The sequence below is a fragment of the Peribacillus sp. NPDC101481 genome, assembly GCF_044767165.1.
Taxonomy (GTDB): Bacteria; Bacillota; Bacilli; order Bacillales; family DSM-1321; genus Peribacillus.
On sequence record NZ_JBIWNJ010000002.1, the window covers coordinates 163263 to 188970 of the forward strand.

Genomic DNA, 25708 nt, shown 5'->3' on the forward strand with positions numbered 1-25708 from the left:
TCTTTCAATAAATAGGCTGATAAGGATTCCTCCTTTAATCAGCCGATTCAAATCAATATAAGGGGTGAGATAAAGGTATGGCAGTGAATGAAATGTCCCTTAAAGGCCAACAAAGTCTAAAAAAGCCAGTGTTGAATATGGAAGGAATTGGTAAGACGTTCTCGAGTGTAACCGTATTGAACAATGTGAGAATTGAACTTTATCCAGGTGAAGTACATGCATTAATGGGAGAGAATGGCGCTGGAAAGTCAACTTTCATGAAAATCCTCGCAGGCATTCATACACCTGATGACAATGGTGGGAAAATCTACTTGAAAGGTCAACCAATTTTATGGAAGGACCCTACTGATGCAAGGAACAAAGGAATTAGTGTTATTCATCAGGAGTTAAACCTTTCTCCTAATTTAACAATAAGTGAAAATATCTTAATGGGTTCCACCTTTCCTAGAAATGGTTTAGGAATGGTGAAATGGGATAAGGTCCATGAACGTGCCCAAGAGGTGTTAGATTCAATGGGGTCGAATCTAAATCCACGCCAATTGGTTTCGACCTTAAGTGTTGCTCAACAACAAATGGTCGAGATCGCCCGAGCATTATCCTTTAATGCAGAGGTACTCATAATGGATGAACCAACCGCCTCTTTAACAGATAAAGAAATAAAAAAGCTGTTTGAAATTATTGATGATTTGAAAAAGCAGGGAGTTGCCATTGTATATATCTCTCACAGAATGGAAGAAATCTTTAAAATTTCTAATAGGTTCACTGTATTACGTGACGGCGAATGGATTGCAAGTGGGCCGATTGAAGAGACAAATCCTGATCATCTCGTAAAGTTGATGGTAGGACGGGATTTAAAGGACTTGTTTAATCGGTCAAAAGCCTTTGGCACAAAAAATCCAAAGGAAGTTTCACCTGTACTTGAATTGAAAAATGTTTCTGATAACACAATTGTAAAGAATGTATCTTTAAAAATTTACCCAGGTGAAATTGTTGGTTTAGCGGGGCTTGTTGGTGCTGGCAGAACAGAATTGGTTAGGGCCATTTTCGGTTTGTCCGAGTTGAAAAGTGGCGAAATATTGGTTGATGGTCAATCTGTTAGAATCAAATCCTCAATAGATGCTATTGCTAATAGGATTGCACATGTACCTGAAAGCAGGAAAGAACAAGGGTTATTTTTATCAATGTCCGTAAAAGAAAACATCATAATGGCTGAATTGAAAAAACACGCTAAAGCAGGAATTGTTAGTTGGAAGCAAGCAAATGAAAGCGCTAACCAATATATTGAAGACTTAAATATAAAAATAGCTTCCCCAGAACAGCAAGTATCAAACTTAAGTGGTGGGAATCAACAAAAGGTAGTGATCGCTAGGTGGCTATCAATTGCACCAAAGGTATTACTACTTGATGAGCCAACACGAGGGGTTGATATAGGTGCCAAGACTGAAATCCACAAGATTGTTTCAAAGCTTGCAGATGAAGGATTGGCCGTTTTAATGATATCATCTGAACTTCCTGAAGTATTGGGGGTAAGTGATCGAATACTTGTCATGAGTGAAGGAAGGTTAACAGGCGAGCTTTCGAAGGAAGAAGCTACACAGGAAACTATTATGCGTTTAGCTACCATAGGGGGAAGAGAGAAATGAGAGGGAATACGCAAACTATTACACATTCACAACGCCTAAATATAGGAAATGTCCTTTATTCTTTATGGAATAGGCTTGGCATGATCATGATTTTATTATTATTGTGTGTAGTACTTTCATTTACAGCACCAAATTTTTTAGATACAGCCAATTTATTGAATGTATTAAAACAAGTTTCCATTATTGCTATTTTAGCTGCTGGGATGACAATCGTTATTTTAACTGGTGGTATTGATTTATCAGTTGGTGCAACAGTTGCTCTATCTGGCGTTATCTCAGTCATGGTCTCTTCTGCAGGAGTTAATCCTATAATTGCGATGTTATCAGGCGTACTAGTAGGGTATGCAGTAGGACTGATTAATGGGTTTCTCACAGCCAAAGCAAAGTTACCAGCATTTATTGTTACACTAGGCAGCTTCACATATGTTCGTGGACTCGCTTATGTCATTAGTGGCGGTTATCCAATTGTTTTACAAAACGAAACATTTAAATTCATCGGTGGTGGAAGTATTTTCGGAATCCCCACTCCTATTTATATCATGTCTTTAGTATATGTCGTGATGTTTTTTGTTCTTAAATATACGATGTTCGGTCGTCATATTTATGCGATTGGTGGCAATGAAGAGGCAGCTCGGTTAACTGGAATTAAGGTTGAAAAGTCTTTAATCAATGTGTATTCGATTAGTGGTTTACTAGCTGGTTTAGGAGGAGTCGTTTTAGCGGGAAGGTTGTTTTCTGGACAGCCAACTGCTGGTCAAATGTATGAGTTAGACGCAATTGCTGCTGTTATTCTAGGAGGAACAAGTTTAACAGGTGGAAAAGGGAAAATAATAGGAACAATTATTGGGGTTTTAATTATGGGGGTAATCAGTAATGGGTTAACTCTAATGGATGTCAACTATTATTGGCAGTTAGTTGTAAAAGGTGGAGTCATTGTAGCAGCCGTTCTATTAGATCGATTGCGCGGAAATAGTCCAGCATAACGATCACATATCATTTTAGATTTTAAAAAAAGGGATGTGAAATAAAAGTGAAGAGGATCATTAGTATTCTACTAATATGTTCAACTGTCACTTGTTTACCATTTAATCGTGCATATGCAGAAGACCCTGAGTATTATAATGAACCATACCGTAATCAATTTCATTTTTCTCCTGAAGCTAACTGGATGAATGATCCGAATGGTATGGTTTTTTATAAAGGTGAATATCATTTGTTTTATCAATATCATCCGTATGGAACGACATGGGGACCGATGCATTGGGGGCATGCTGTCAGTAAAGATCTTGTTAATTGGGAGCATTTGCCGATTGCTTTATCGCCGGATGAAAACGGTCAGATTTTCTCGGGGAGTGCTGTTATTGATTGGAACAATACAGCTGGCTTTGGAAAAGAAGCAATGGTTGCCATCTTTACGCATGCAGGGGATAAGCAAGTCCAAAGTATAGCGTATAGCCTAGATAAAGGAAGAACTTGGGAAAAGTATAAAGGGAATCCCGTAATGCCAGACCCTCCTTCACAAGATTGGCGCGATCCTAAAGTATTTTGGCATGAAGAATCAAACCAATGGGTTATGTCGTTAGCGGCTAAGGATAAGATCATGTTTTATACCTCACCTAATTTAAAAGAGTGGGAGTATGCAAGTGAATTCGGCGAAGATGGTGGAATACAAGCAAATAGCTTAGACAGAACTTCTTATACCATGTCATCCCAGACAGGTGAATCATTTAGCTATGAGGGAGATATTACCCTTAATGAGAAGAATGGGAGAGAAGGGGTAGGCGGTTTAGTTTTTCGGTCAGATAGGCGTGCAAAGAACGGCTATGTTGCGAGCTTAGATGCCAAAAACGATGTCATAACATTAAGTAAGAATGTAGATGGAACAAACGAGGAAATTGCGAGAAAACCTTTTACCCTCAAAACTTCAACTACCTACCAGGTGAAGGTGGAAACAGATGGAGATCAAATTCAAGTCTCTGTAAACGATCAATCTGTTATAAACAAAACAGATAAAGAATTCGATTATGGATACTACGGATTGTCAGCGTGGAATTCAACGGCTGCCTTTCGAAATGTGGAGTTCAAGAATACATCTAACTTTGAAACCAATTTATCAAAATGGACAGATGTAAACGGAAGCTGGGAGAACACGATGGATGGAAAAAGTGGAACCTCTACGGAGGATGCTTTTGTAATGAGTGGTCAAACAGGGGATAACTTCTTTTATGAAGCAAACATTGAGATATCTGGGGAAAAAGGTGGCAATGGAGCTGGCTCGCTCGTTTTTCGTGCAGATCCTAATGCAACAAACGGTTATATGGCGAATGTCGATGCTTTAAACGATACAATAAAAATCATGAAAATCGAAAATGGAGACATATCCATTCTAGCTGAAAAAACAATAAATCTAGATACAGATAAAAGGTACCATTTAAAAGCAAGCACCCATGGAAAAAATATTAAAATTTCTTTAGATGGAAATCTCATTCATGATGTAAATGATTCAACTTTTTCATCAGGGCATTTTGGCTTAAATGTTTGGAATTCATCCACGTTATTCCAAGATGTTCAAGTTGGTAAGAACATCATGACAAATGAGAAGGAAATTATTAATCATGATTTTGAGACAGGTGATCTAACTGGGTGGAGTACAATCGAAGGTAATGCTTTCACAAAAGACCATGTGACAAATGTACCATCATACTGGGGAGGGGATTTCGGCCACCAAGGAAACTACCACTTATGGGGGTTTACTGATCTTCAAAAGGGAGATGACGCAACAGGTGAACTGCACTCCTCATATTTTAAACTAGATGGCTCTGGAGAAATCAACTTTCTGTTGGGCGGAGGTAATGATATCAACAACCGCTATGTTTCGTTAGTGAGAGCCTCTGATGATCAAGAATTAATTCGACAAACCAATACCAAATTTAAAGAAGAAAAATATCAAAAATACGTCTGGGATGCTTCTAAATACATTGGAGAAGTGTTATATATTAAAGCTGTAGACCAAGCTACAGGTGGTTGGGGTCATATAAACATGGATGATGTTAATGTTTATAATGAAGGGGCCATGCCAAATGAAGTAGACCAAGTTGCCAAAGAGCCTGAGAAAGACGATTCGAAAGAAAGCGGTATCCTTACAGACTGGTCTGCTGTTTCTGGAGAGTGGATACCTTCTACTCATGGTAGTAACGGAGGGATTTGGGAATGTCCTACTCTCATCGAATTACCAATTGATGGTGACCCTTCAAAAACAAAATGGGTACTACAGGTAAGCATTAATGATGGCGCTCCTGCAGGCGGGTCAGGTATGCAATATTTTGTAGGTACCTTTGACGGGAAAACGTTTAGAAATGAAAATCCTTCCGATAAAGTGTTATGGACTGACTACGGGGCAGATTATTATGCCGCAGTAGATTGGAGCGGAATTGAAGGTAAGAATGGCGAGAAATATTGGATTGGCTGGATGAGTAATTGGCAATATGCAAATAATACACCAACTTCGACTTGGAGAAGTTCAACGACATTGCCAAGAAAGATGGAACTAACTCAGACAGATGAAGGTTTACGTTTAAAACAAACACCAGTTTCTTTAAAAACCATTCGAGATAAAAGTGAAAAAATTTCATATAAAAATAAAGTCATATCTGGTGAAAGTAATCTCCTATCTAAACTATCAGAAGATACATTTGAAATGATAGCTGAGTTTGATGTAGATGATATAAAAGCAACTGAATTCGGCTTTCAAGTTCGTAAAGGGGCAACTGAATATACGACTATTGGCTATGATGTTGCCACCAAACAGTTATTCGTAGACCGTTCAAGTTCAGGAAGCTTTGATTATGGGAACAATGTAGTCGGTAAGCATGACGGACCGTTAAATGCATTAAATGGGACTGTGAAAATGCATATTTTCATTGATCAATCTGCTGTAGAAGTGTTTGGAAACAAAGGTGAAACGGTTATTTCTGATCAAATTTTCCCGGATCCATCAAGTAAAGGATTACAAATTTATAGCAAGGGTGGAGAAGTTACATTAAAGTCTTTGAAAATATACCCTTTAAAGAGTATATGGAAAAGATAGATGGGTTGATAGTAAGAGTTTATGAAGGCTGTCGAAAATGATCGATAGCCTTTCATTTTACCTAAATCACAAGAATGGAGATGTAATGTAAATGAATAAAACAAACCGCGCAGTCATATGCGTTGGGGAGCTTTTGATCGATTTTTATTGTACAGATATTGATGTTAATTTAATGGAAGGTAATCATTTTCTAAAGAAAGCAGGGGGTGCACCAGCGAATGTCGCAGCTGCTATTTCAAGGCTAGGGGGGGAAGCAAGTCTTATTGGAAAAGTAGGAAATGACCCATTTGGATTATTTTTAATAGAAACGATAAAAGAGGTGGGGGTTGATACATCGATGATTGTTACTGATGATTTGGCACCAACTACTTTGGCATTTGTTTCTTTACAAGCAAATGGTGAAAGGGATTTTGTATTCAATAGAGGAGCGGATCGAAATTTAACAGAGGATAACTTATACCCAGATAGATTAAGTGGTGCAAAGATCATTCACTTTGGATCTGCAACTGCATTTCTGGAAAACCCTTTTAAAACAACTTATTTAAAGGCAATGGAATTTGCACAAAATAGGGGGATATTTCTATCGTTTGACCCTAACTTCCGACATGATTTATGGAAAAATAGAATGGCTGAATTTATTAGTTTAGCCAGAAAGGGTATATCAATGGCTGACTTTGTAAAAGTAAGCGAAGTAGAGCTTGAACTAATCACGGGAAAAATGGATAAATATGATGGAATAGCAATGCTCCATCATTTAGGGGCAAAAATAGTGGCTGTTACCCTTGGATGGGAAGGCACTCTTCTTTCAAATGGAAGTGGAATGAGTGTAATAAACAGCGTCGAAGTAAATTCAATTGACTCAACTGGTGCTGGTGATGCATTTGTCGGTGCTGCTTTATTTCAATTTGCAAATCTTGAGTCCTATGACACAATTCTTAGTGATTTTAGTAAACTTAAAGAGATCATTCTTTTTGCAAATAAAGTGGGTGCCGTCGTGTGTACGAAGGTAGGAGCGATTTCTTCTCTACCAAACGAAGAGGATATATATAAGGTTTAGTCTACATCGTATTGTTTCGGATTTTTAGTTTATATTGGTCCCTTAGCGGATAAATATTATATATATATAAATAAGAAGAACCATGAACTGAAGTGAATTAGATTTTATTTTGATTAACTAGTAAAAAAACAGATGAATAACAAAATCATGCCTTAATCGTTACTTAGAACAGTAATTAGGTAATTACTAATAGTGCCTCGCCCATTTGGATTGAAGGCACTATTTAGTGATTTAAGAAAAATGAGCCCACTTAATGTGAACTTTGTGAAATATTGTACATAAACTAACGGGTGCGTTAGCTGAAGATCGGAGCTGTCTTTAAGGCAGCTTTTCCTTATGGAACTATCGGGGGCAGGTTTGTTCAATAAGGGACTTGAGTACAAGCTGCTAAAATAGTTAGAAATAGGCAGGGAAGGGTGAAGTAAATGTGTGGAATCAATTTCATTTTAGCTAACACTTATAAAGAAACGTATAAGGAAGAAACATATGTAGAATTTGAAGAGGGAATACATTCATATCTTTTAAGCAAGGAAAAGGACTCTAATAACGAGTTATGTTTACTTCTAAATCTTAATATTTATGGTGAAACAATATTGTATAGAGACGAGATTAATGAATTAAATTTTTTTTGCATAGAAGCGTTAGAGCGAAAAAAACATATATTTGCCATAGGTGATTAGTTTTAAAAAGTCTTAAACTTGGTGCGTTAATTCAAGATCGGAGCTGTCTTTAAGGCAGCTGTTTCTTATGGAACTAACGGTTTAATAAGGAATGCTATAATAGCCTTAATTTTCAAAACGATTTTAAGGAGTTAAACTCTTATGATAATAAAAATTGACTTTGGTGACGATTTTATTCAATACCTTTCTTGTTCAACAAAAGTAGGTAGGAAGATGAATAGTATTCAGGAGGACTTTCTAAATTGGATTTTTGACGAGGAAAAGAATACAGAACATTGGGCTTTAGAAAATGGGGAAAGAATTCACCCTAATTATGATGCAAAAGCAATTGTTGAATGGTTAAACAATGTAAGATTTAAGCGAGGAATGGCGAAAGCTAAATTAATCACGAATCCTCAATTATGTGTTAAAAAAAATTATATTTTTAGAGTGTTTTTTTAATATTTACTGGTCAAACCATAAGATTGTGGAAAAATGCACTTAAAATATCGGGGAAGGTTAGTTAAAGAAGGTATAATCAATTAATCAACAAGAATATGAGGAACACGAGGTCAAAAGTGATGTATCAACCATAAAAGGCTGTCAATTGGCGGCCTTTTGAAAGTAAATCAAAGTCATTGTTTTTTATTAAATCCTTGAAAATGTAAGCGCTTTCTATTATAATGATAATGGGTTGGATGGCATGTGTGGCTGTCATAGTATCTGGCGTAGGCGGGGCCGATACTAGGAAGAGGGCTTAGGCAATGTCCTTTTTTATTTGTTAAAACTAGTTTTTTTATGCGGTCAGAAGTCAAAATGTTAATGTCCAACGATGTATAAATACATACATAAACAATAAAAACGAAAGACATTAAACCCCTTGAGGCCTAAGGGGTTTTTAGCATGCTGCTTAATTACATTCGTTAAATTACACTATTATGGACCTACAGCATTCATAATTAGATAAATCAATGATTGAAATAGAAAAAGCTCTAGTGGTTAATCTAGTGGTTTTATTGATCATCTAGCAAACCCTTGCTACATCAAGGTTGTATAAAATCCTGAATATACGATAATAAATGACTAAGAACCAAACCCTTGATACACATGGGTTTGGCTTTTTTAGCTACTACCTAAAATAGAGTTGTATAACATATGCATTCGTTCCTTTGAGGTCTTCTTCAACGGGGCAGTTTATTTTCTTAATTTAATGGACAAATTATTATAAGTTGAATTGTGTAATGGTACGTTAGTACAAATAGGTTTATGTTAGTCAAAAAACATATAGAAATTGGAGAAAAATGAATAGTAAAATAGAGAACTTAACAAAACGACTATCTGCTGCTCAAATAATTGTTTTTTATTACCTAGTGGCTGTAGTGGTTTCAACCATTTTATTGCTGCTTCCTATTACTCAAACGCAGAATGCAGAGCTCTCATTTATTGATGGAGTATTCATTTCTATTAGTGCGGTAACTGTAACAGGATTATCTCCGGTAGATGTAAGCCAGCTGCTTAGTGTTCCCGGTACGTTTATTTTTGCAATCATCCTCCAGTTTGGTGGAATTGGGATCATGGCTTTCGGAACAATACTATGGCTTGCATCAGGAAAGAAAATAGGACTCAGGGCAAGAATACTCATGACGACGGAACAAAACAGCTCCACTTTTTCCGGGATTGTTCGGTTCATACGAATGATCTTCTTTTTCTTTGTCATGATTGAGCTATTAGGGGCTATTGTCTTCGGTACATATTTTTTGAAGTATTTCCCAACATGGCAAGAGGCATATTTACAGGGTTTCTTCGCCTCTGTGTCTGCTACGACAAATGCCGGTTTTGATATCACAGGAAAATCACTGATTCCGTTTGCAGACGATTATTTTGTCCTGACCCTTAATATAGTACTCTTTATTATCGGATCCCTTGGGTTTCCTGTTCTAATGGAGGTAAGTCAGTGGCTGAGGCATAAGGGTAAGATGCCATTCCGGTTCACCTTGTTCACAAAAATTACAACCGTAACTTTTTTCATACTGATCGTAATCGGAGCCATTTTCACTTATCTGTTTGAGTACAGTCATTTCTATTCAGAAACCTGGCATCAATCCTTTGTCCATTCTTTGTTTTATTCGATATCTTCAAGGACTGGCGGAATGGCGATCAGCGACGTCAACCAATTTTCAGTGCCTACCATTTTGTTACTGAGTATTTTTATGTTCATAGGGGCATCCCCCAGCAGTGCTGGGGGTGGGATAAGAACCACCACGTTTGCTGTGATGCTGCTTACCATTTACAACTATGCGAAAGGGAACAGAACAATAAAAATATTCAAAAGGGAGATCGATGAGGAAGATATCATCAAGTCATTCATCGTTTTCACAACAGGTATGATACTGTGCAGTTTGGCAGTTATCATTCTTGCATGCATTGAATCTGCCTTTTCCCTAATGGAAATTTTATTTGAAGTTTCCTCTGCTTTTGGCACTGTAGGCCTTTCGCTTGGCATTACACCGGAATTGAGTACTGCTGGGAAGGCCGTAATCATGATTTTAATGTTTATAGGGAAAATCGGGATGTTTACCTTCTTATTCAGTATGGGAGGCAAACCAGTTAAACATCCGTATCACTATCCCAAAGAGCGCATCATTATAGGATAAAAAATGTACTACAGCAAAGGTAATCAATTAATAAAGATATACAAAAGTGCAATAGTTGTATTGAAAATCCTTTTCTTCTTCAACTATCTCCTCCACTTATATTAAACAAGCAGTAAAAAGGATCCTTCAGTTTTGAAGATCCTTTTTTTATACCGTCTCATGAGGATAAATACGTATAAGAGACATATATAAATCAGACTCTCGAATATACCCCGTAATTCTTCTAATAATGCGTTCCAAAAAAATCGTGAAATCTTCATTATTTAAACATAATCAATTTTATTATGCATAACAATAAACGTAATTAACTTTTGTTTGCAATATAACAAACATAATAATATAATGTTTGTTAATTAGCGGGAGTAGAATGTGGTGTTTAAAATATGAATTTCGCCTGTCCTATGTTTATCAGAAATCTTAAATAAGAAGATAATTAGGATTTCTAAGCAGAAATTTCTGACGGAACATCGTATTGGGGGAAGGAAAAAAACGAAAAAATAAAAAGGAGCAATGATATGAATAAAGGTGAATATAAGTATAAATCAATTATCACTGTTGAAAATTACGACAAAGTAGATGGTAAGGCTGCCTATGGTAAAGAAATCGAATCGTTAAGCACAGGAATGCTACAGGGGAAATCGCCCAGAACAGGAGATATCGTTGGAAAAATTGTAATGATTGATGATTCTGCTCAAGAAATTGAGTTATCTGCCACTAGAATTTTAGATTTAGCCATCCTTATTTTATCGACCAACTTATATTTTAGAGATGCTTATAAATTTGAAAAACTGTATGATCCTGAAAATCCAATCGTTACAGCTTTAGGGTTGCAGGGAAATAAGATGCAATTAGAAATTGACACAAAAAATGAGAATTTAGATAAAGATATTCAATATTTTTATGATATGTTGCAATCGGATGGCGAAATTTTGGGAGAAAGATTTAGAATCATCAACGATATTATGAAGGAAATGGGATATCGGTAAGGAGAATCATAATGATAAGAGGATTTGTCGTTTCAGATGGCAGAAAATTTACAGAAGAAGAAAAACAAATGATTTGGAAAAAGTCTCCTAGCCATCAAGAAAGTGTGGAGGAATTACGTGTTGCAGATACAATCAATAGGAATTGGCATAATGGAGAACTGCGAGTCATCAATGTACTGCTAGAGGGGGATGCTGGCTCAGGTAAAACACAACTTGCCAAAGCTCTCTCTCATGATCTTCGATTGCCATATACGAAAATTACCTGTTTTGCCGACATGGATAAATCAGATATTTTCGGCTCACTTTTGCCAGTAATGGAAGAAGCACAAGTGGAAGATAAAAAAATAATTCAGTTTTTTGAAAATAATAGCACGGCGCAGCAGTTTTTAGAAAATTTGTCTTCCTATCTACAGTTAAATATGGCAGAAACGAAAGAATACTTGGCAAAACTTGAAAAGAAAATCAAAGACACCGGTAAGAATGTAACATATAAGTATTATCCATCAGAAATCGTTCGTGCACTACATGAAGGCTACCTGTTAGAGATACAAGAACCTACTGTCATTAGAGATGCATCGGTTTTAGTTGCATTGAATTCTGCTCTTGAAATTGATGGTATTTTAAATACTCCAACTGGAATGATCAAACGGCACCATGATGCTGTAGTAGTTATTACAACCAATAGAAATTATCAGGGGAATAGACCCCTTAATGAATCATTACGTGATCGAGTTCAACACACGGAACGAATGAATCTTCCTTCTAAGGGAGTGATGGTCAACCGGGCTCTCAGTAAAGTTGGTTTTGCAGATGAAGAGCTATTAGCAATGATGGCTGAAATCATTATTTTATTAGATGCTACTTCAAAAGCTAATGGAATCAAGGGTGTAGCAGGAATGAGAAGTTATTTCTATTGGGTGAATGCAGTGCATCAAGGAGAAAATATCTTTGATTCTATTTATCAAAAAGTCATCTATAAAATTACCACCGATGAAACTGAGATTAGAATACTAGAAAAAGAATTAGAAAGCAGTCAATTATTGGAGCGTATTCAATCTTATTTACTGAATCAAAAGAATCCAATGAATAAACCGCAAGCTCCTCCAGGGTCACCAATGGTAGATAATTATGAGGAACAACAAGACGGTGAGGAGGAACTTCAAAAAGATACATCTTCCATTTATTTTACAAAAGAAGAGGAGAAAATTCAAAATAGTGATTCCGCTCTGCCTCAACAAGAAAAAGGGGAACCCTTAGAGATTTTTTCTGAAAAGAGATCAAAGGACATTGAAATCGATAGTAATAAAGGAAAAGAGCATGAGGAATCTCAAACAGGTATTTCTCAGCAACAAGTAAAACAGTTGCCGGAAATACTAGAGAAGCAAGAAGCTGATAAGAAAAAAGAGTTGAATAAAGAAGCTCGAACGCTTATGAAAAACACGATTCATCAAAAAGAAGGGATCATTATCCACCGCCCTCATGCAACGAAGGAAAGTATGAGTGAAGCAGAACATATTAAAAAGGAAATAACACCTCTTGTGGAGAGTATGGCAAGAAAAATTCTTGCTGTATTAGAAAAAAAAGAGTCAGTAACATACACTCCAGGGAAGTTATACGGTACGCGATTTAATGCTTCTAAGGTTGCGATGGGAGACTATCGTTACTTTGATAAAAAAAATCCTCCAACTGAAAATCCCTCTCTAGCTATAGCGATACGTATAGATGAGTCTGGTTCCATGGTTCGGGCTCAACGAATGGAGAGTGCCAAAAAAGCAATAATCGCTTTAACAGAGTTTTGTAGAATGTTAAATGTTCCTTTGATGATTTATGGAGACACTGCAGATATTAGTCAAAGGGAAATGACTTCACTATACTCGTACAAAGAGTTTGATGATGGGTACGATGGGGCTATAGGGAAAATTGCGACAATGAAGCCTCGCCAAAATAATCGTGATGGTGTTAATTTACGAATATTGGCAGACAAACTATCGAAACAAATCGCTTCTACCAAGCTATTGATAAATATTAGTGATGGACAACCAAAAGCCATGCCTAATTATTCAGGGGATGCAGCGAGGGTGGATATCCAATCAGTTATTAGAGAATATGAAAGAAAAGACGTGCTATTCCTATCTGTTGCTATTGGAGAAGATAAAGAAAAGATTGCAGAATTACACGGAAGAGAGAGATTCCTTGATATGACTGACCTTAAATCGTTTCCTCAAAAATTAGTGGAAACAATCAGTCGCTTTTTATAGGAGGGATTTGAAAATGGTTGAAAAAAGCAAAAAGGCACTGGTACGGTATCAATAAAGATTTTTCCGTTTTTTTAACCCCGTCCTATATTTAGAACGGGGTTATGCTTGTTTGAGGTTTTAAAATTAAATAACTTTGTTGTCTTTGTGCAATTTTCTCGGTATTGTAAGCGAAAATTATAGTCTAACCATAACCTCAGTGCCGTCCTTAGCTTTGACATCTACTAGCACGATCCCCCTATAATTTTTCAGTTCCTTGACGATAGGCTTTAGCGTTTTTTTGTCTATTAGTGGAAAGGTAAAGTCCAGTTTTTTTCTTTCGAAGTGCACTTTTGTCCATTTGTTTGCATTTTGCTGAATAAATTTTGAAGATAAAATTGAAATAACAATGTTTAAAATGGCATATGGAATTGGAAGGGTAAACCGAACGCCTTTCGCTTTCACTTTAACATGCATCATAAGCGAATCACTAATCAATGATGACTGAAACGGTATCCCCGTTTGCCGATTTAATATCAACAATTTGTCCATCTAATTCGTTTTCGATTGCTTCAATAATAAGACTTATGTCTATATCTTTAACGTATTTTTCCGATTGAGGAATACTCGCTGCGATGCTGTGTCCAGCCACTAATACTGCCTTGACAAGTTTTATAGGCAAATTGACCGTGACATTATCATTTTCGGCGGATACAACACGAACTTTTAAGGTTTTATCTAAATATTTAGTCGGTTTTTCAAGAAGCTTGTTACCTGTTTCTTCTTTCTCTTTTAATATTTGAATCAGTTCTGATCCCTTATCTGCATCAATCTTCCCTTCTTGAACCATTGTTAACACTCTTGTAATTTCCTCTTTCATGATAAATTCCTCCCTATTCCTCTTTTAAGAGCTTAATGGCTTCTTCTGTTGTGATTTCGCCATTTTCCAACATGGTGACAACTTTTTTCTCGTCCACTTCATTTTTCTTCTTCTGTACATATCCAAGGGATGAAATGATGTCAGTTAGCTTGCCTCGAACCGTTGGATACGAAATCCCCAGTTCCTTTTCAACTTCTTTGATATTCCCTCTGCATGTTAAAAATACTTCCACAAAATGAAGCTGATCCTTTGATAAGGATGCCAGCTTAGATATTTCAAACTCATTTTCAATCGTAGTGTGACAATGAGAGCACTGCAACTTTGTAATTTTCAATGTTTTACTGCAAACAGGGCAATTTGTGATTAATTTATAAGCCATAATGAAATCACTTCCTTTTAGTTAATTCGATTATAAAACAAGGAATTAAAAATATAAATAATAAAATTTAAATTTTTAATAAAATAATTCAATAATATTAATTTAAGGTTTAATATTATTGATTATTCGTTTTTATTATCCATTCAAGTATTATAATGGTTGAAATTGTAGATATTTTTCTTGGGTAAAATAACCAGTCACATAATGAGCACAATTACATAGTCTTTGAGATGCTGTTCAATAATCCATTTGATATTAATATTCCAATTATGATGATTCAGCAGTCGGTGGCATTGATGTATTATTTATTGATTTAACTTGAAAATTATAAGCTTACGGGTTGATTAATCTCCGATTATGCAGTGAGTTGAGGACTTAGTCTTTATTAATGTGTGGAATGCCGTTTTCAGCTAAGCTCCTCTAATGTACCAAAACAAGGGTGATTAAGAATTTGAGATTTTCCAGTATTGTACTATGATAAATTTATATTATTTGAGTTTGGAAGGGTTTGGGGCAGTGACCATACTCTTACAGATTTATTTAAGGAGTGGTAAAATGGCACGTGTTTTATTTATTAATGCTGGATCAGAAGGACATATCAATCCAACTATTGGAGTTGTGCAAGAGCTTATTTCGCGTGGAGAAGAGGTAGTGTACTTTACGATAGAATCTTTTCGAGAACGTATCGAGAAGACGGGAGCTACTGTACGAACAATTGACGGTGAAAAATTTATAGAAGCTTTTCTCTCAGGCGGAAGAAATTATTTACTCGAAAGAATCAACGGTCTTTTAAATACGGTAGATATCGTCATACCTAGCGTTCTTGAACAGATCAAAGGAGAGCATTTTGATTACATCATCCATGATTCCATGTTTGGCTGTGGACGTTTACTTGCCCAAATCCTTAAGCTTCCCGCAATCAATTCTTGTACTTCTTTTGCGCAGACAAAAGCATCATTCGATAAAATGCTGGAACAGCTTTCTAAAGAAATTCCTCCAGAAATAGTTAAACCTATACACGATGAATTTCAAAGACTGACGGTAATGGTGAAGGAAAAATATGATGTGGAGATCCATTCTACTTACGAAGTTTTTTGTAATCCTGCACCACTTTCAATCGTTTATACAACTAGGGAGTTTCAACCTTTTAAAGAAGCATTCGACCAAACTTACAAATTTGTAGGTCCATCCATCTCTTCACGGTTAAAGCAGGATAACTTTGACCTTGCTGATATCAAAGGAAAAAGTCCCATTTACATTTCTCTTGGAACAGTTTTTAACCGGTCTCTTGATTTTTATAAGCTTTGTTTTGAAGCATTTGGAAATAGCAATCACACGGTTGTCATGTCGGTCGGTCAACAAACCCCACTAATTGAATTAGGAGAGATCCCCCAAAACTTCATTGTGAAAAAATATGTTCCACAAACGGAAGTGCTAAAATGCACTAAATTATTTATCACACATGGTGGAATGAATAGTACCAATGAGGGTCTCTACTACGGGGTTCCGCTAATTGTAATCCCACAAAGCGCGGATCAGCCCATAATTGCAGGGCAAGTTGCCAATATCGGAGCCGGTATTAAATTACAAATGCAAAGCTTGACTGCAAATCAACTGCGTGAGGCCGCAGATCATGTTTTAAACGACCCATCTTACCATAAATCTGTTTCAAATATAAGCGAATCCTTTCAAAAATCGGGTGGATATCACCAAGCTGTTGATGAGATTTTTGAATTTATAGGTCAATACGATATTTAAAATAAATTATCGGTGGCATTTTCTTAGTGGCAATTCTTTTTTTAATGTAAATGAAGGAATGAATCAATTTGTATTTTTGAAAGATGGAAAAGTGGTCTGCTATTTATATGGTTATCCTAAGAATAATGGATATGGTATATTTTTGAATCTGAGGATGCTGGCTAATTAAGGATGATTTAAAATTTCGAGTAGACAGAAATGACATTGTCGTATATTTGAGAAAATAGGCAAGGGTTTAATTGAGGGTTGCTGCGGCAGCCTTTTTTTGTTGAGCTAAAGGGGCAATTTAGCTGAAGAGTAGTGACATATAAAGGTATTGTCTTTTTTACATAGAATATTTTAAGAGAATAGCATGTGAATAAATGGGGGACATATATGGACATTTGTTTTATTGGTGGTGGAAATCACATGAATAATGAATTAGGCGAAGTGTTCCTGGAACTTTCAAAAATGATTAAACGTGATGCTAAGCTTTTAATCATTCCTTTTGCAACCGACAATTCCAGGTATGAAAGTTGGATGGCAAGTATCAGACAAGTCTTTTCAATCATGGATAATATAAGCGTTGATTTATTAAATGAAGATCTTTCAGACAAAGAAATGAAAAAGTCTATAAAAGAACATGATATTCTTTACTTTATTGGTGGAAAGCCAGAAAGGTTAATCCATGTTATAGAAGAAAAAGGACTTGTCCCCATTATCAAAGACTTTCAAGGTTTAATCATCGGATATAGTGCGGGTTCATTAGTCTTCAGTAATGATTGCATAATAACAAAAGATAAAGACTACCCAGTAACGGTAGTGATCAACGGCTTAGGATTAGTTGGGTTTAGCGTTGAAGTCCATTACGATGAAAGTATAGATGGAGAATTATTTCCCCTATCAAATGAACGAAAGATATATGCTATACCAAATGGAAGTGCGATTTTCTCCAAGAACGGGGAACTATTTAAAGTTGCAAATGATATCTATTCCTTTCAAAATATGAAAAAGGAAATAGTGAATTCCTAAGTCTTAAAGAACCAACAAGCTCTTTACCTCAATTGGAGCAAGGGCGCCGGGCGCTAAAGGATAGAGAAAAGGAGACTGCAATGAAAATAAATTTAATGATTTTCATTACATCAATAAAAGAACAAGAAAATGGTATATCAATGATGAAAACAGTTGAATCTGATATTCGTCCTGTTAAAGGGGATATAATGGATGATCCAGGATTCGATTCAGGATTTCATAATGGATATGAAGTTGTAAAGGTTTCGATTAATTATGCCTCAAATGAATGTTTTGTTTCGCTGCACCCGCTTGCGATTGAGATTAAGGAAATCAGGATGGAAACCTATATAGAGAAACTGGAAGCAAACGGTTGGCGTGCTGTCTCAAAAGAGGAATTGAAAAGTATGTAAAAAGGTAAACCCATAAAATTGACGTAAGGAGCATGTAAATGGAAAAATACTCAACAACCACTTTAAAGATGACAAGAAATTTTGATGTAGTGCCTGAAATGGTTTTTGATGCATGGCTGAACCCTGAGATGATGAGAAAATGGTTTTTTACATTGGAAGGGACAAATAAGGTGGCACAAAATGATCCTCAAGTGGGAGGTACTTGGGAAATTATTGATCATCGCGATGGAAAAGATTATCGGGCGATAGGGGAGTACCTTGAAATGGACCCTCCCAATAAATTAGTGTTCACTTTTAAAATGCCGCAATTCAGTGAATCAGAAGATACAATTACAGTTGAGCTGAAAGAACTTCAACAAGGCTGTGAAATGACATTTTCACAAAAAATCATCGTTCCTCATGAAGAAAATTGGACAGAATCCGATATCGAAAAAGCTCTTGGAGAGTATCACGATGGATCTGAACATGGCTGGAACTTAATGTTTATGGGACTGAAGGAACTGGTTGAAACTGGACAAGTTAGCTATAAAGGCTAATGATTCGAATTTCAGAGAGGGATGGGACAATGGAAAGTAAATGGCCAAATGATATGAAAGTAGCGCAAATGCGGGTTGCACGTCCTACTGATCAACTAAAAAAGGTTATAAACTTCTATTGTGAAGGATTAGGCTTGAAAAAAATCGGTTCTTTTGAAGGGCACGAGGGATATGACGGTATCATGATCGGTCTTCCTGATTCCAGCTATCATCTGGAGTTTACTCAACATAAGGATGGCAGTCCTTGTCCTGCCCCATCAAAAGATAATCTGCTTGTCTTTTATATTCCTGAACGTAAAACCATTGAGGAAATCACGAATAGGTTGAAAGGTATGGGATATGAACCGGTTTCTCCGGAAAATCCATATTGGGAAAAATCAGGTGTTACTTTTGAAGATCCGGATGGTTGGAGAATTGTATTGATGAATTCGCCCGGCATAGGAAATTAAATTTTGAAATGAAAACGACCGAAAAGCACCATGCTTTTCGGTCGTTTTGGGTTTATGAGGACATCGTGATCCCGCCATTGATGTGAATGCACTGTCCTGTTATATAGGCACCTTCATCAGATGCCAGCAGCACGTAGGCACCTGCATGATCTGCAGGCTGCCCGGGGCGGCCAAGCGGTGCCTCGGTACCAAATTCGGCAACGGATCGTTCGTCGAATGTCGCAGGGATGAGCGGAGTCCAAATCGGTCCTGGTGCAACCATATTGACCCGGATCCCTTTTTTAGCCACATTCTGTGCAAGGCTGCGTGTGAATCCGACGATTGCTCCTTTTGTCGCTGTATAATCCATCAAAGTTGCATGGCCTCTGTAAGGATTGATCGATGTTGTGTTGATGACCGAGTTGCCTTGTTTCATATGAGGAACCGCGTGCTTGCTCATGTAAAATACTGAATAAATATTGGTGCGGAACGTTCTGTCCCATTGCTCGTCCGTGATATCTTCAATGTTTTCCGTCGGAAATTGCACCGCAGCATTATTGACGAGGATGTCCAGCTTTCCGAACTCGTCCAGCGTCTTAGTAATCAATTCTTTACAATTCGCCTCCACGGAAACGTCACTTGGAAGTAGGAGGCAGCGAACGCCTTCCGCTTCAATCAGCTGCTTTGTTTCTTCGGCATCACCGTGCTCATCTAAATAATTCACAACCACATGGGCGCCTTCCTTTGCATAAGCAATGGCAACCGCACGTCCGATGCCGCTATCTCCGCCTGTAATCAAGGCAACGCGGTCCTTAAGCTTACCGCTTCCTATGTAATCCTTTGGCTGAATCGGAAGTGGATTCATCTCAGATTCAATACCAGGCTGTCTTTCCTGCGTTTGTCCGGGCTGTCCATTCTTTTGCTGTTCATATATATTCAATGAAATCTCCTCCTTTTAAACTATTGATCTAGTCATACTTTAGCCGGTAAAAAGTACGGTTAAACATCGACATTCCCACCGATTCCATCTGCAAACGATTACAAAAATATAGTGAAGAAGGACTTACGGTGTTCAAAGTTGAATTACATTTAAATAAAAATTTCAGGGGTGAAATATGAATTCGACAGGAACAATACAAGAATTGACCAAAAAAGAACAATGGTTAGAATCCTTTCCAATCATGAAACAGTTGCGTACTGACTTAACTCAAAAAACATATCTGGAGTTACTTGAAGAAATGAGGAAGGACGGATACTGTTTGTTTGCTTTATATAAAGATAACCAGGTTGTATCCTTGGCTGGTTTAAGCTGGAGAGTGAACTTTTATAATAAACGTCACGTGTTTATTTATGACCTTGTAACAGATTCTGCACACCGCTCATTTGGATATGGAGAGAAGTTATTAAGTTATATACATAACTGGGCAAAAGAAAACGGAGCTGCATATGTGGCATTGGAATCTGGGATCCAACGAAACGAAGCCCACCGTTTCTATGAAGAGAAATTAGATTATGATAAATGGTGCTACTCATTTAGAAAAACGCTGTGAGTAAGAATAGCGACGTAAAAGAGCTGAGTATTCAGCTTTTTTTGTGCCATTTTATGGAGTAAATGGAGTGAATGTAAGACACGTTGTCCACTATGTGTATTGGATTATAAACATTTTTAGTAAGAAGAGATCAATTAAAGATAAATTCACGAGTAAACACATGAAATTCACGAGTAAATTGCCAAAACTCCCGACGATTCACAAGTAAAAGTTCGAAATTCAAGAGTAAATCGCTGAAACTCACAAGAATAAGCCCCAAACTCACCGCAAATGCTCCAATACCCACGAAATTTAACAACTTATAGAAATTGGCACTTTTATTGCAAGTATAATAACGAATCCAATTCCTTTGAAAAAATATATTGAACTACTCATCTTACTAACGAGAATATCCTTCTGCTGCAGAGTTTGAACAAAAGTCCTTATTTTGATGTTTACGTCAGGATGAAAAGTGAGGAGTTCGATGAAGTGTTGGAAATGCTAGTTTGTTTCAATACAATTGGCTGTATAAGGGTGTAAAGGAGATTGAAGAAGACAATGATTTTCCTTTCATAAGCAGTTATTGGTTCTGGCGGATTTTGTTCATCGGAATCAGTTTATTCATCATCTTTACGACTGTAAATTCATTCTTTCGCTGAAAAACCCAAATTTTTGTAATGATTTATTTAGCCTTGGACATACTTAATTAAGATATCAAAATGTAACATTTAATTAAGGAGGAAACCAAATGGCTAACGAAAATATACAAATGAAAATGGAACATATTTGGCAGGATACCTGTGGTTCTTGGGAAAATTGTACGGAAACCACAATTCAGTCATTCTTGGCAAAATCCGAAGAAGGCAATATAGATCCGCAGTATTGCATGAGCTGGGTGGAACAACATAAAGCCCAAATACCCGAGTGGGATGCCGTTTCAAAAGTGTCGCTCGACTGGGTTAATCAACATACATCAACGGGTTCACCCATTTCAATCAAGGAAGATTATTAAAAGGCTTATGAATGGTTCGAATTCCACTATATTTAAGAGGTGAAGATAGTTGTCAAATAATGAGGAAAACGGTAAATCAAGTTGTCGGGATCCAGATTACAGAGTTAATGCTTGGGATGAAATGAATGGTGAAGATAAGTTTGTACAATCAGCCATCCAAGAGGAATTCAATAATCCAGTAATTGAAGAAACGATTTTGAAGTTCAATAAAATAGCGAATGAAGAAGAAAAGGAAACTTGATTTTTGTACGCGCCCTATAGGGCGTTTTTTTTTTGAAAATAGGAAGAAGGAGCTGCTAATAACTTATTATTCAAAAGCTTTATCTTTTAGATTTATAAAAAACAATAATATACAAATAAAGGGAAAAGGCATCTTGGTATCGTATAAAGCATAGTATAAATCGTTTTTAATAATAAGTTAGCAATATCATTATGGGAGTGAAGATCATGGAAGCTGCTGTAGAACGGATTTTTTCTAATGAATTGGTGAAATTGGCTGGAGATTTTTTTCAAGTGAATGCGGGGAATCCGGTTAAACTTGGAGATGCAGAGAACTACGTATTTGAGGTTTACAGGGATGGAACGCCATACATTTTAAGAATGACACATCAATCACATCGTACAAAAGCTCAAGTGCTTGCTGAGTTAAAGTGGATTGAGCATTTACAGAATAATGGTAGTGAAATTCCTAAGGTTCTCTTTTCGGAAGATAATAACTTAGTTGAAATTGTAAAGGGCTCGGATGGTTCAGAATTTTATTGTTGCCTGTTTGAAAAAGCTCCTGGTGTAAGAATGAAAGTCACCGATGAAAATTTCAATGAACCTTTATTTTTTGAATGGGGAAGAACCATTGGCCAAATGCACAAACAAACTAAAAGTTATAAGCCAAAAGCGGAATATAAAAGGCTGGATTGGCATGAAGAAGAATTATTGAATGCTCAGCTCTTTCAATCCGATGTACCGGAGCAATTGATGCGCCAACAAGAATTAGTCACGAAGAAGTTAAATGCCCTTCCGGTTCATCAAGATAATTTTGGATTGATTCATTCTGATATACATAACGGCAATTTCCATTTTCATGAGGGGAAGATTCATGTTTTTGACTTTGATGACTGTTCTTATCATTGGTTTGCCAGTGATTTGGCCATACCTCTGTACTATCTGATGTGGAGCTTGGAACGTGAAGGGACAAAAGGGCTCGATGAATATGCTGCCAAGTTCATGAGGGAATTCATAAAAGGCTATGAGACGGAAAATATTCTTGCGCCTATAGAATATGAAACGATTCCTCTATTTTTAAAGCTAAGGGATTTAACGTTATATAATTTTTTCCATAAAAAATACGATTTGAAGAATGCGGATAGTCCATTATACAAAACCGTTCAAAAAATCGAACAAAGAATCATCGAAAGCCGTCCTATTGTTCACTTCGATCCGAACATGGTTCATTAAGGGGGATTGGAATGTCAGATATAAAAAATAATGGGCTTGCATATAGAATTCGGACTGGTGTATTGGAAGATGCGGAAGCGGTTTTGGATGTGCAAAATTCCGTTATTTCCGAAGGCGAGTATTTTATTGCCGTATCGGAGGAGTTCAATAAAACATATGAACAGCAACGAGATTGGATACGAAGGTTATTGGAAAATGAACGGGAAACCATCATCGTGGCCGAAATAAATGATAAAGTGGTTGGATGGATAGCCTTTCAATCGGAGAATAGGAAGAGAATGTCCCACAAGGGTTCATTTGGGGTGATGATCAGAAAAAATTTCAGAGGGATGGGATTGGGAAAGGAGCTTATTGAAGCGTTATTGGATTGGGCAGAAGCCAATCCGTTGATTGAGAAGGTGAGTTTAGGAGTTTTTTCCACAAATCATCGGGCAATATCATTGTATAAAAGGCTGGGGTTTGTTGAAGAAGGCCGTAAAATAAAAGAATTCAAGATGAGCGAAAGTGAATACGTTGATGATATTATCATGTACAAAATGGTTTGATCAGACCGAAAGAGCATGAATGGATTCATTACATGCTCTTCCGGTTTGGTTATGTATCTATTTTTATAGTAAAACGATATTTATGTCATGCATTATTTAATTACTCTTACCTTCACTTGCTTTCTTCCCCACGTTAAAGCATCCGCTTCCTTCGCGATGAAGACATCGATTCTGTTTCCTTTGATCGCACCGCCCGTGTCTGCAGCGATAGCTTGTCCGTAGCCTTCGACTTCAACGATGGAGCCTAGCGGAATCACGTTCGGATCGACTGCTATCAGTTTGGCATCATCATATTTTTCTAAATCGACACCCATTCTTGTAGTGCCTGAGCATCCCTCGCAACTTGCTGTATATGCTGTACTTGTAACCGTCAGTTCTTTAACGGCTGAGCTTGCCGAACTGGCTCTTTCTTCTAATTTACTGATGGTCCGTGCACCGGCTATACCGTCAGCGGATAAGCCCTTTTGCTTTTGAAAGTTGATAACGGCTTGCTTTGTACCTGAACCATAAATGCCATCGACCGTTGATGAGTAAACATCCCAGGCTTTCAATAGCCTTTGCAGTTCAGCTACAGGCCTTCCCATATCCCCGCTTTTCAGTACCTGTATTTTCTGATTCGTTTGTGTTCCTGCTATTCCATCGACTTTCAGCCCTGATTTTTCCTGGAACTTCTTTACGGATTCCTTTGTAATCGGTCCGTAGTAACCTGTTGCTTCATGATAGGGAAAAACCCCTTTTGTCAGTAATAATTCTTGTAATTGTTTTACATCACTATTACTCATCCCAAATGAAAGTGTGCGATCCAAAGCAGCGGCTTCGCCTTTTGTTGGCATGCAAACTCCTAGAATGAATACAGAAGTCGTTAGGATCGTTAATAAAATTTTCTTCATGTTTATCCTCCTCGTTGTTTCCTGCAATTAAACCATTCGTTAAACTATCACTCTTTTAGGCGCAGTAAAGGAAAAACACCGCGAAGGCACTAAGTAATTGTTAAAACATGTAACATATAAAAAAGAAATGAGGCGGACATCGGGTTACCATATCCTTAGTGATTAACTAATTATGGGAAAAATCACCTTCATATGGAAACGGACCGGAACCGTTTGGTTGAACAGGGGCATTCATTCATGTACGTTTAAGTTAATAGAAGTTCTATTTTAAGGTTAAAGGAGGAAATCATTTGATTAAGGCAGTTATTTTCGACTTTGATGGTTTAATTTTAGACACGGAAACGGCTTGGTATGAGGCTTATAAAGAAACGATGGCTTTTTATGAATCTGATTTGCCCCTCGAACATTTTGTTACATGTATCGGAACGGATAATACTGAGCTTAATCAGTACTTTAAAGATCAGCTGGGGGCAAGGTGTAATATTGAAGAAATTGAATCCAGAGCAAAAAGCCTCCATGAAGTAAAGATGAAAACATCACAGGCACGTGAAGGTGTGAAGGATTATTTAGAAGAAGCAAAAAGAAATGGATATAAAATCGCCCTCGCTTCAAGCTCGACAAAAGAGTGGGTCACTCATCATTTGGCGGAACTCGGACTGTTACACTATTTTGAAGTTATTATCACAGGGGATGAAGTCGAGAAAGTAAAACCAGCGCCTGATTTGTATGTAAAGGCAATTGATGTTCTGGCCATTCAGCCGACAGAAGCCGTAGCATTTGAAGATTCGTTAAATGGGCTTCAAGCGGCCCTGACTGCAGGTTTAAAATGTGTGATCGTTCCTAATCCCGTGACGGAAGCTTTAGCTTTTGAAAATCATCATTTACGCCTCCGTTCCATGATGGATAAGAGCTTGTCTGACGTCATAAAACATATTGAGCAATAAGCGTTCGAAGGAAAGTATAGTATGATAAAGGGATGAAACCGAGCCGAAGATGGCAGAGTCTTCGGTTTTTCTGGTTTTAATGAAAGTTATATTTTGGTGGGGAGGGTGAGTTTATGGGATTGCATATCAATGACGAAGGAGTCCGGCTGCGGGAGGTCAATGAGAGCGATCTTCCAATCTTTTTCGAGCAGCAATTGGATCCTGCCGCAAACTATATGGCTGCCTTCACATCTAAAGATCCATCAGACAAGGCGGTTTTTTTGACACACTGGAAGAACATCTTATCGAACCGGGATATTCAAAAAATGACCATAATCCACAACGGATGTGTTGCGGGCAGTATTCTCAAGTTTGAACAGTTTGGTAACCCGGAAGTGAGTTATTGGATCGGGAAGCAATATTGGGGGGAAGGGATCGCTACAGGGGCACTGCTCCATTTTTTGCCGAAAATAAAAGTCCGCCCTCTTTATGCCCGCGCAGCCAAGGATAATCTTGGTTCCATCAGGGTGCTGGAGAAATGCGGATTTGAAAGATTTGATGAAGACAAAGGTTATTCCCATGCAAGAGGCAAAGAGGTTGAAGAATTCATTTTGAAACTTGAAAGTTAAGATAATAATAACAATATCGTTTAG

General features: G+C 37.2%; 25 protein-coding genes and 1 pseudogene. 21 read left to right on the forward strand and 5 right to left on the reverse strand.

Features of this window, described 5'->3' with window-relative positions; genetic code table 11:
• The first annotated feature begins 77 nt into the window (after positions 1 to 77).
• From ACIROD_RS10790 to ACIROD_RS10830, 9 genes and pseudogenes are all read left to right on the forward strand, one after another.
• On the forward strand, positions 78 to 1643 hold the full coding sequence (locus ACIROD_RS10790) for a sugar ABC transporter ATP-binding protein (protein ID WP_241637500.1): 1566 nt from the start codon (positions 78 to 80) through the stop codon (positions 1641 to 1643).
• An 80-nt stretch (positions 1644 to 1723) separates the two neighbouring features.
• Entirely contained in the window at positions 1724 to 2626 is a 903-nt protein-coding gene (locus ACIROD_RS10795; protein WP_225988884.1) for an ABC transporter permease, read from the forward strand.
• A 56-nt stretch (positions 2627 to 2682) separates the two neighbouring features.
• Positions 2683 to 3717: pseudogene (locus ACIROD_RS10800) on the forward strand (glycoside hydrolase family 32 protein); the annotation flags it as partial.
• Between the two features lie 999 nt (positions 3718 to 4716).
• Positions 4717 to 5730 carry a glycoside hydrolase family 32 protein gene (locus tag ACIROD_RS10805; protein ID WP_402942869.1) on the forward strand — a complete coding sequence of 338 codons (1014 nt, stop codon included), beginning with the start codon at positions 4717 to 4719 and terminating at the stop codon, positions 5728 to 5730.
• A 91-nt stretch (positions 5731 to 5821) separates the two neighbouring features.
• Positions 5822 to 6787, forward strand: coding sequence for a carbohydrate kinase family protein (locus tag ACIROD_RS10810; RefSeq protein ID WP_402940593.1), 966 nt, complete (start codon positions 5822 to 5824; stop codon positions 6785 to 6787).
• Between the two features lie 821 nt (positions 6788 to 7608).
• Positions 7609 to 7908 carry a hypothetical protein gene (locus ACIROD_RS10815; protein WP_101225743.1) on the forward strand — a complete coding sequence of 100 codons (300 nt, stop codon included), beginning with the start codon at positions 7609 to 7611 and terminating at the stop codon, positions 7906 to 7908.
• Between the two features lie 839 nt (positions 7909 to 8747).
• Positions 8748 to 10100: a TrkH family potassium uptake protein gene (locus ACIROD_RS10820; RefSeq protein WP_402940597.1), complete on the forward strand. Its 1353-nt coding sequence runs from the start codon at positions 8748 to 8750 to the stop codon at positions 10098 to 10100.
• Between the two features lie 515 nt (positions 10101 to 10615).
• The gene (locus ACIROD_RS10825) at positions 10616 to 11086 is read left to right on the forward strand and encodes a DUF6530 family protein (RefSeq protein WP_402940600.1); all 471 of its coding nucleotides are present in this window, start codon (positions 10616 to 10618) and stop codon (positions 11084 to 11086) included.
• A gap of 11 nt (positions 11087 to 11097) precedes the next feature.
• Positions 11098 to 13344: an AAA family ATPase gene (locus ACIROD_RS10830; protein WP_402940603.1), complete on the forward strand. Its 2247-nt coding sequence runs from the start codon at positions 11098 to 11100 to the stop codon at positions 13342 to 13344.
• A gap of 174 nt (positions 13345 to 13518) precedes the next feature.
• Here ACIROD_RS10830 and ACIROD_RS10835 read toward each other — a convergent pair whose 3' ends face one another.
• From ACIROD_RS10835 to ACIROD_RS10845, 3 genes are read right to left on the reverse strand one after another with little or no spacing between them, the layout of a single operon-like run.
• Positions 13519 to 13800: a hypothetical protein gene (locus ACIROD_RS10835; RefSeq protein ID WP_402940606.1), complete on the reverse strand. Its 282-nt coding sequence runs from the start codon at positions 13798 to 13800 to the stop codon at positions 13519 to 13521.
• A 10-nt stretch (positions 13801 to 13810) separates the two neighbouring features.
• Positions 13811 to 14200, reverse strand: a complete 390-nt coding sequence (locus ACIROD_RS10840; protein ID WP_063236560.1) for an SHOCT-like domain-containing protein — start codon at positions 14198 to 14200, stop codon at positions 13811 to 13813.
• A gap of 13 nt (positions 14201 to 14213) precedes the next feature.
• The gene (locus ACIROD_RS10845) at positions 14214 to 14579 is read right to left on the reverse strand and encodes a DUF2089 domain-containing protein (protein ID WP_101225747.1); all 366 of its coding nucleotides are present in this window, start codon (positions 14577 to 14579) and stop codon (positions 14214 to 14216) included.
• A gap of 555 nt (positions 14580 to 15134) precedes the next feature.
• On the opposite strand from ACIROD_RS10845, the gene ACIROD_RS10850 reads away from it, so the two are divergent.
• From ACIROD_RS10850 to ACIROD_RS10870, 5 genes are all read left to right on the forward strand, one after another.
• A complete protein-coding gene (locus ACIROD_RS10850; RefSeq protein ID WP_402940611.1) occupies positions 15135 to 16337 on the forward strand; it encodes a macrolide family glycosyltransferase in 1203 nt (400 codons plus the stop codon).
• A 375-nt stretch (positions 16338 to 16712) separates the two neighbouring features.
• On the forward strand, positions 16713 to 17348 hold the full coding sequence (locus ACIROD_RS10855) for a Type 1 glutamine amidotransferase-like domain-containing protein (RefSeq protein WP_402940614.1): 636 nt from the start codon (positions 16713 to 16715) through the stop codon (positions 17346 to 17348).
• Positions 17349 to 17428: 80 nt separating this feature from the next.
• A complete protein-coding gene (locus ACIROD_RS10860; protein WP_101225754.1) occupies positions 17429 to 17740 on the forward strand; it encodes a hypothetical protein in 312 nt (103 codons plus the stop codon).
• Positions 17741 to 17778: 38 nt separating this feature from the next.
• Complete coding sequence (locus ACIROD_RS10865; protein WP_402940618.1) at positions 17779 to 18276, forward strand: SRPBCC family protein; 498 nt, start codon at positions 17779 to 17781, stop codon at positions 18274 to 18276.
• Between the two features lie 29 nt (positions 18277 to 18305).
• Entirely contained in the window at positions 18306 to 18725 is a 420-nt protein-coding gene (locus ACIROD_RS10870) for a VOC family protein (RefSeq protein ID WP_402940621.1), read from the forward strand.
• A 52-nt stretch (positions 18726 to 18777) separates the two neighbouring features.
• On the opposite strand, the gene ACIROD_RS10875 is transcribed toward ACIROD_RS10870, so the two are convergent.
• Complete coding sequence (locus ACIROD_RS10875; protein WP_402940624.1) at positions 18778 to 19644, reverse strand: SDR family oxidoreductase; 867 nt, start codon at positions 19642 to 19644, stop codon at positions 18778 to 18780.
• Positions 19645 to 19819: 175 nt separating this feature from the next.
• Between ACIROD_RS10875 and ACIROD_RS10880 the strand changes: the two genes are divergently transcribed.
• The 5 genes from ACIROD_RS10880 to ACIROD_RS10900 all read left to right on the forward strand — a co-directional run bounded on the left by ACIROD_RS10880 (position 19820) and on the right by ACIROD_RS10900 (position 23242).
• Positions 19820 to 20254: a GNAT family N-acetyltransferase gene (locus ACIROD_RS10880; protein WP_402940626.1), complete on the forward strand. Its 435-nt coding sequence runs from the start codon at positions 19820 to 19822 to the stop codon at positions 20252 to 20254.
• Between the two features lie 727 nt (positions 20255 to 20981).
• Complete coding sequence (locus tag ACIROD_RS10885; protein WP_101225759.1) at positions 20982 to 21245, forward strand: hypothetical protein; 264 nt, start codon at positions 20982 to 20984, stop codon at positions 21243 to 21245.
• A gap of 49 nt (positions 21246 to 21294) precedes the next feature.
• Positions 21295 to 21486 carry a hypothetical protein gene (locus ACIROD_RS10890; RefSeq protein WP_402940630.1) on the forward strand — a complete coding sequence of 64 codons (192 nt, stop codon included), beginning with the start codon at positions 21295 to 21297 and terminating at the stop codon, positions 21484 to 21486.
• Positions 21487 to 21692: 206 nt separating this feature from the next.
• Complete coding sequence (locus ACIROD_RS10895) at positions 21693 to 22697, forward strand: phosphotransferase enzyme family protein (RefSeq protein WP_402940633.1); 1005 nt, start codon at positions 21693 to 21695, stop codon at positions 22695 to 22697.
• An 11-nt stretch (positions 22698 to 22708) separates the two neighbouring features.
• Positions 22709 to 23242 (forward strand): GNAT family N-acetyltransferase, encoded by a 534-nt coding sequence (locus ACIROD_RS10900; RefSeq protein WP_260356733.1) that lies wholly within the window; start codon positions 22709 to 22711, stop codon positions 23240 to 23242.
• 92 nt (positions 23243 to 23334) lie between these two features.
• Here the strand turns inward: ACIROD_RS10900 and ACIROD_RS10905 are convergent, their stop codons facing one another.
• Positions 23335 to 24132, reverse strand: coding sequence for a peptidoglycan-binding protein (locus ACIROD_RS10905; RefSeq protein WP_402940636.1), 798 nt, complete (start codon positions 24130 to 24132; stop codon positions 23335 to 23337).
• Between the two features lie 293 nt (positions 24133 to 24425).
• Here ACIROD_RS10905 and ACIROD_RS10910 point away from each other — a divergent pair, with 293 nt between their 5' ends.
• Together ACIROD_RS10910 and ACIROD_RS10915 are read left to right on the forward strand one after the other, a co-directional pair.
• On the forward strand, positions 24426 to 25076 hold the full coding sequence (locus tag ACIROD_RS10910) for an HAD family hydrolase (RefSeq protein WP_402942872.1): 651 nt from the start codon (positions 24426 to 24428) through the stop codon (positions 25074 to 25076).
• Between the two features lie 113 nt (positions 25077 to 25189).
• Entirely contained in the window at positions 25190 to 25684 is a 495-nt protein-coding gene (locus ACIROD_RS10915; protein ID WP_402940639.1) for a GNAT family N-acetyltransferase, read from the forward strand.
• The last annotated feature ends 24 nt before the right edge of the window (positions 25685 to 25708 follow it).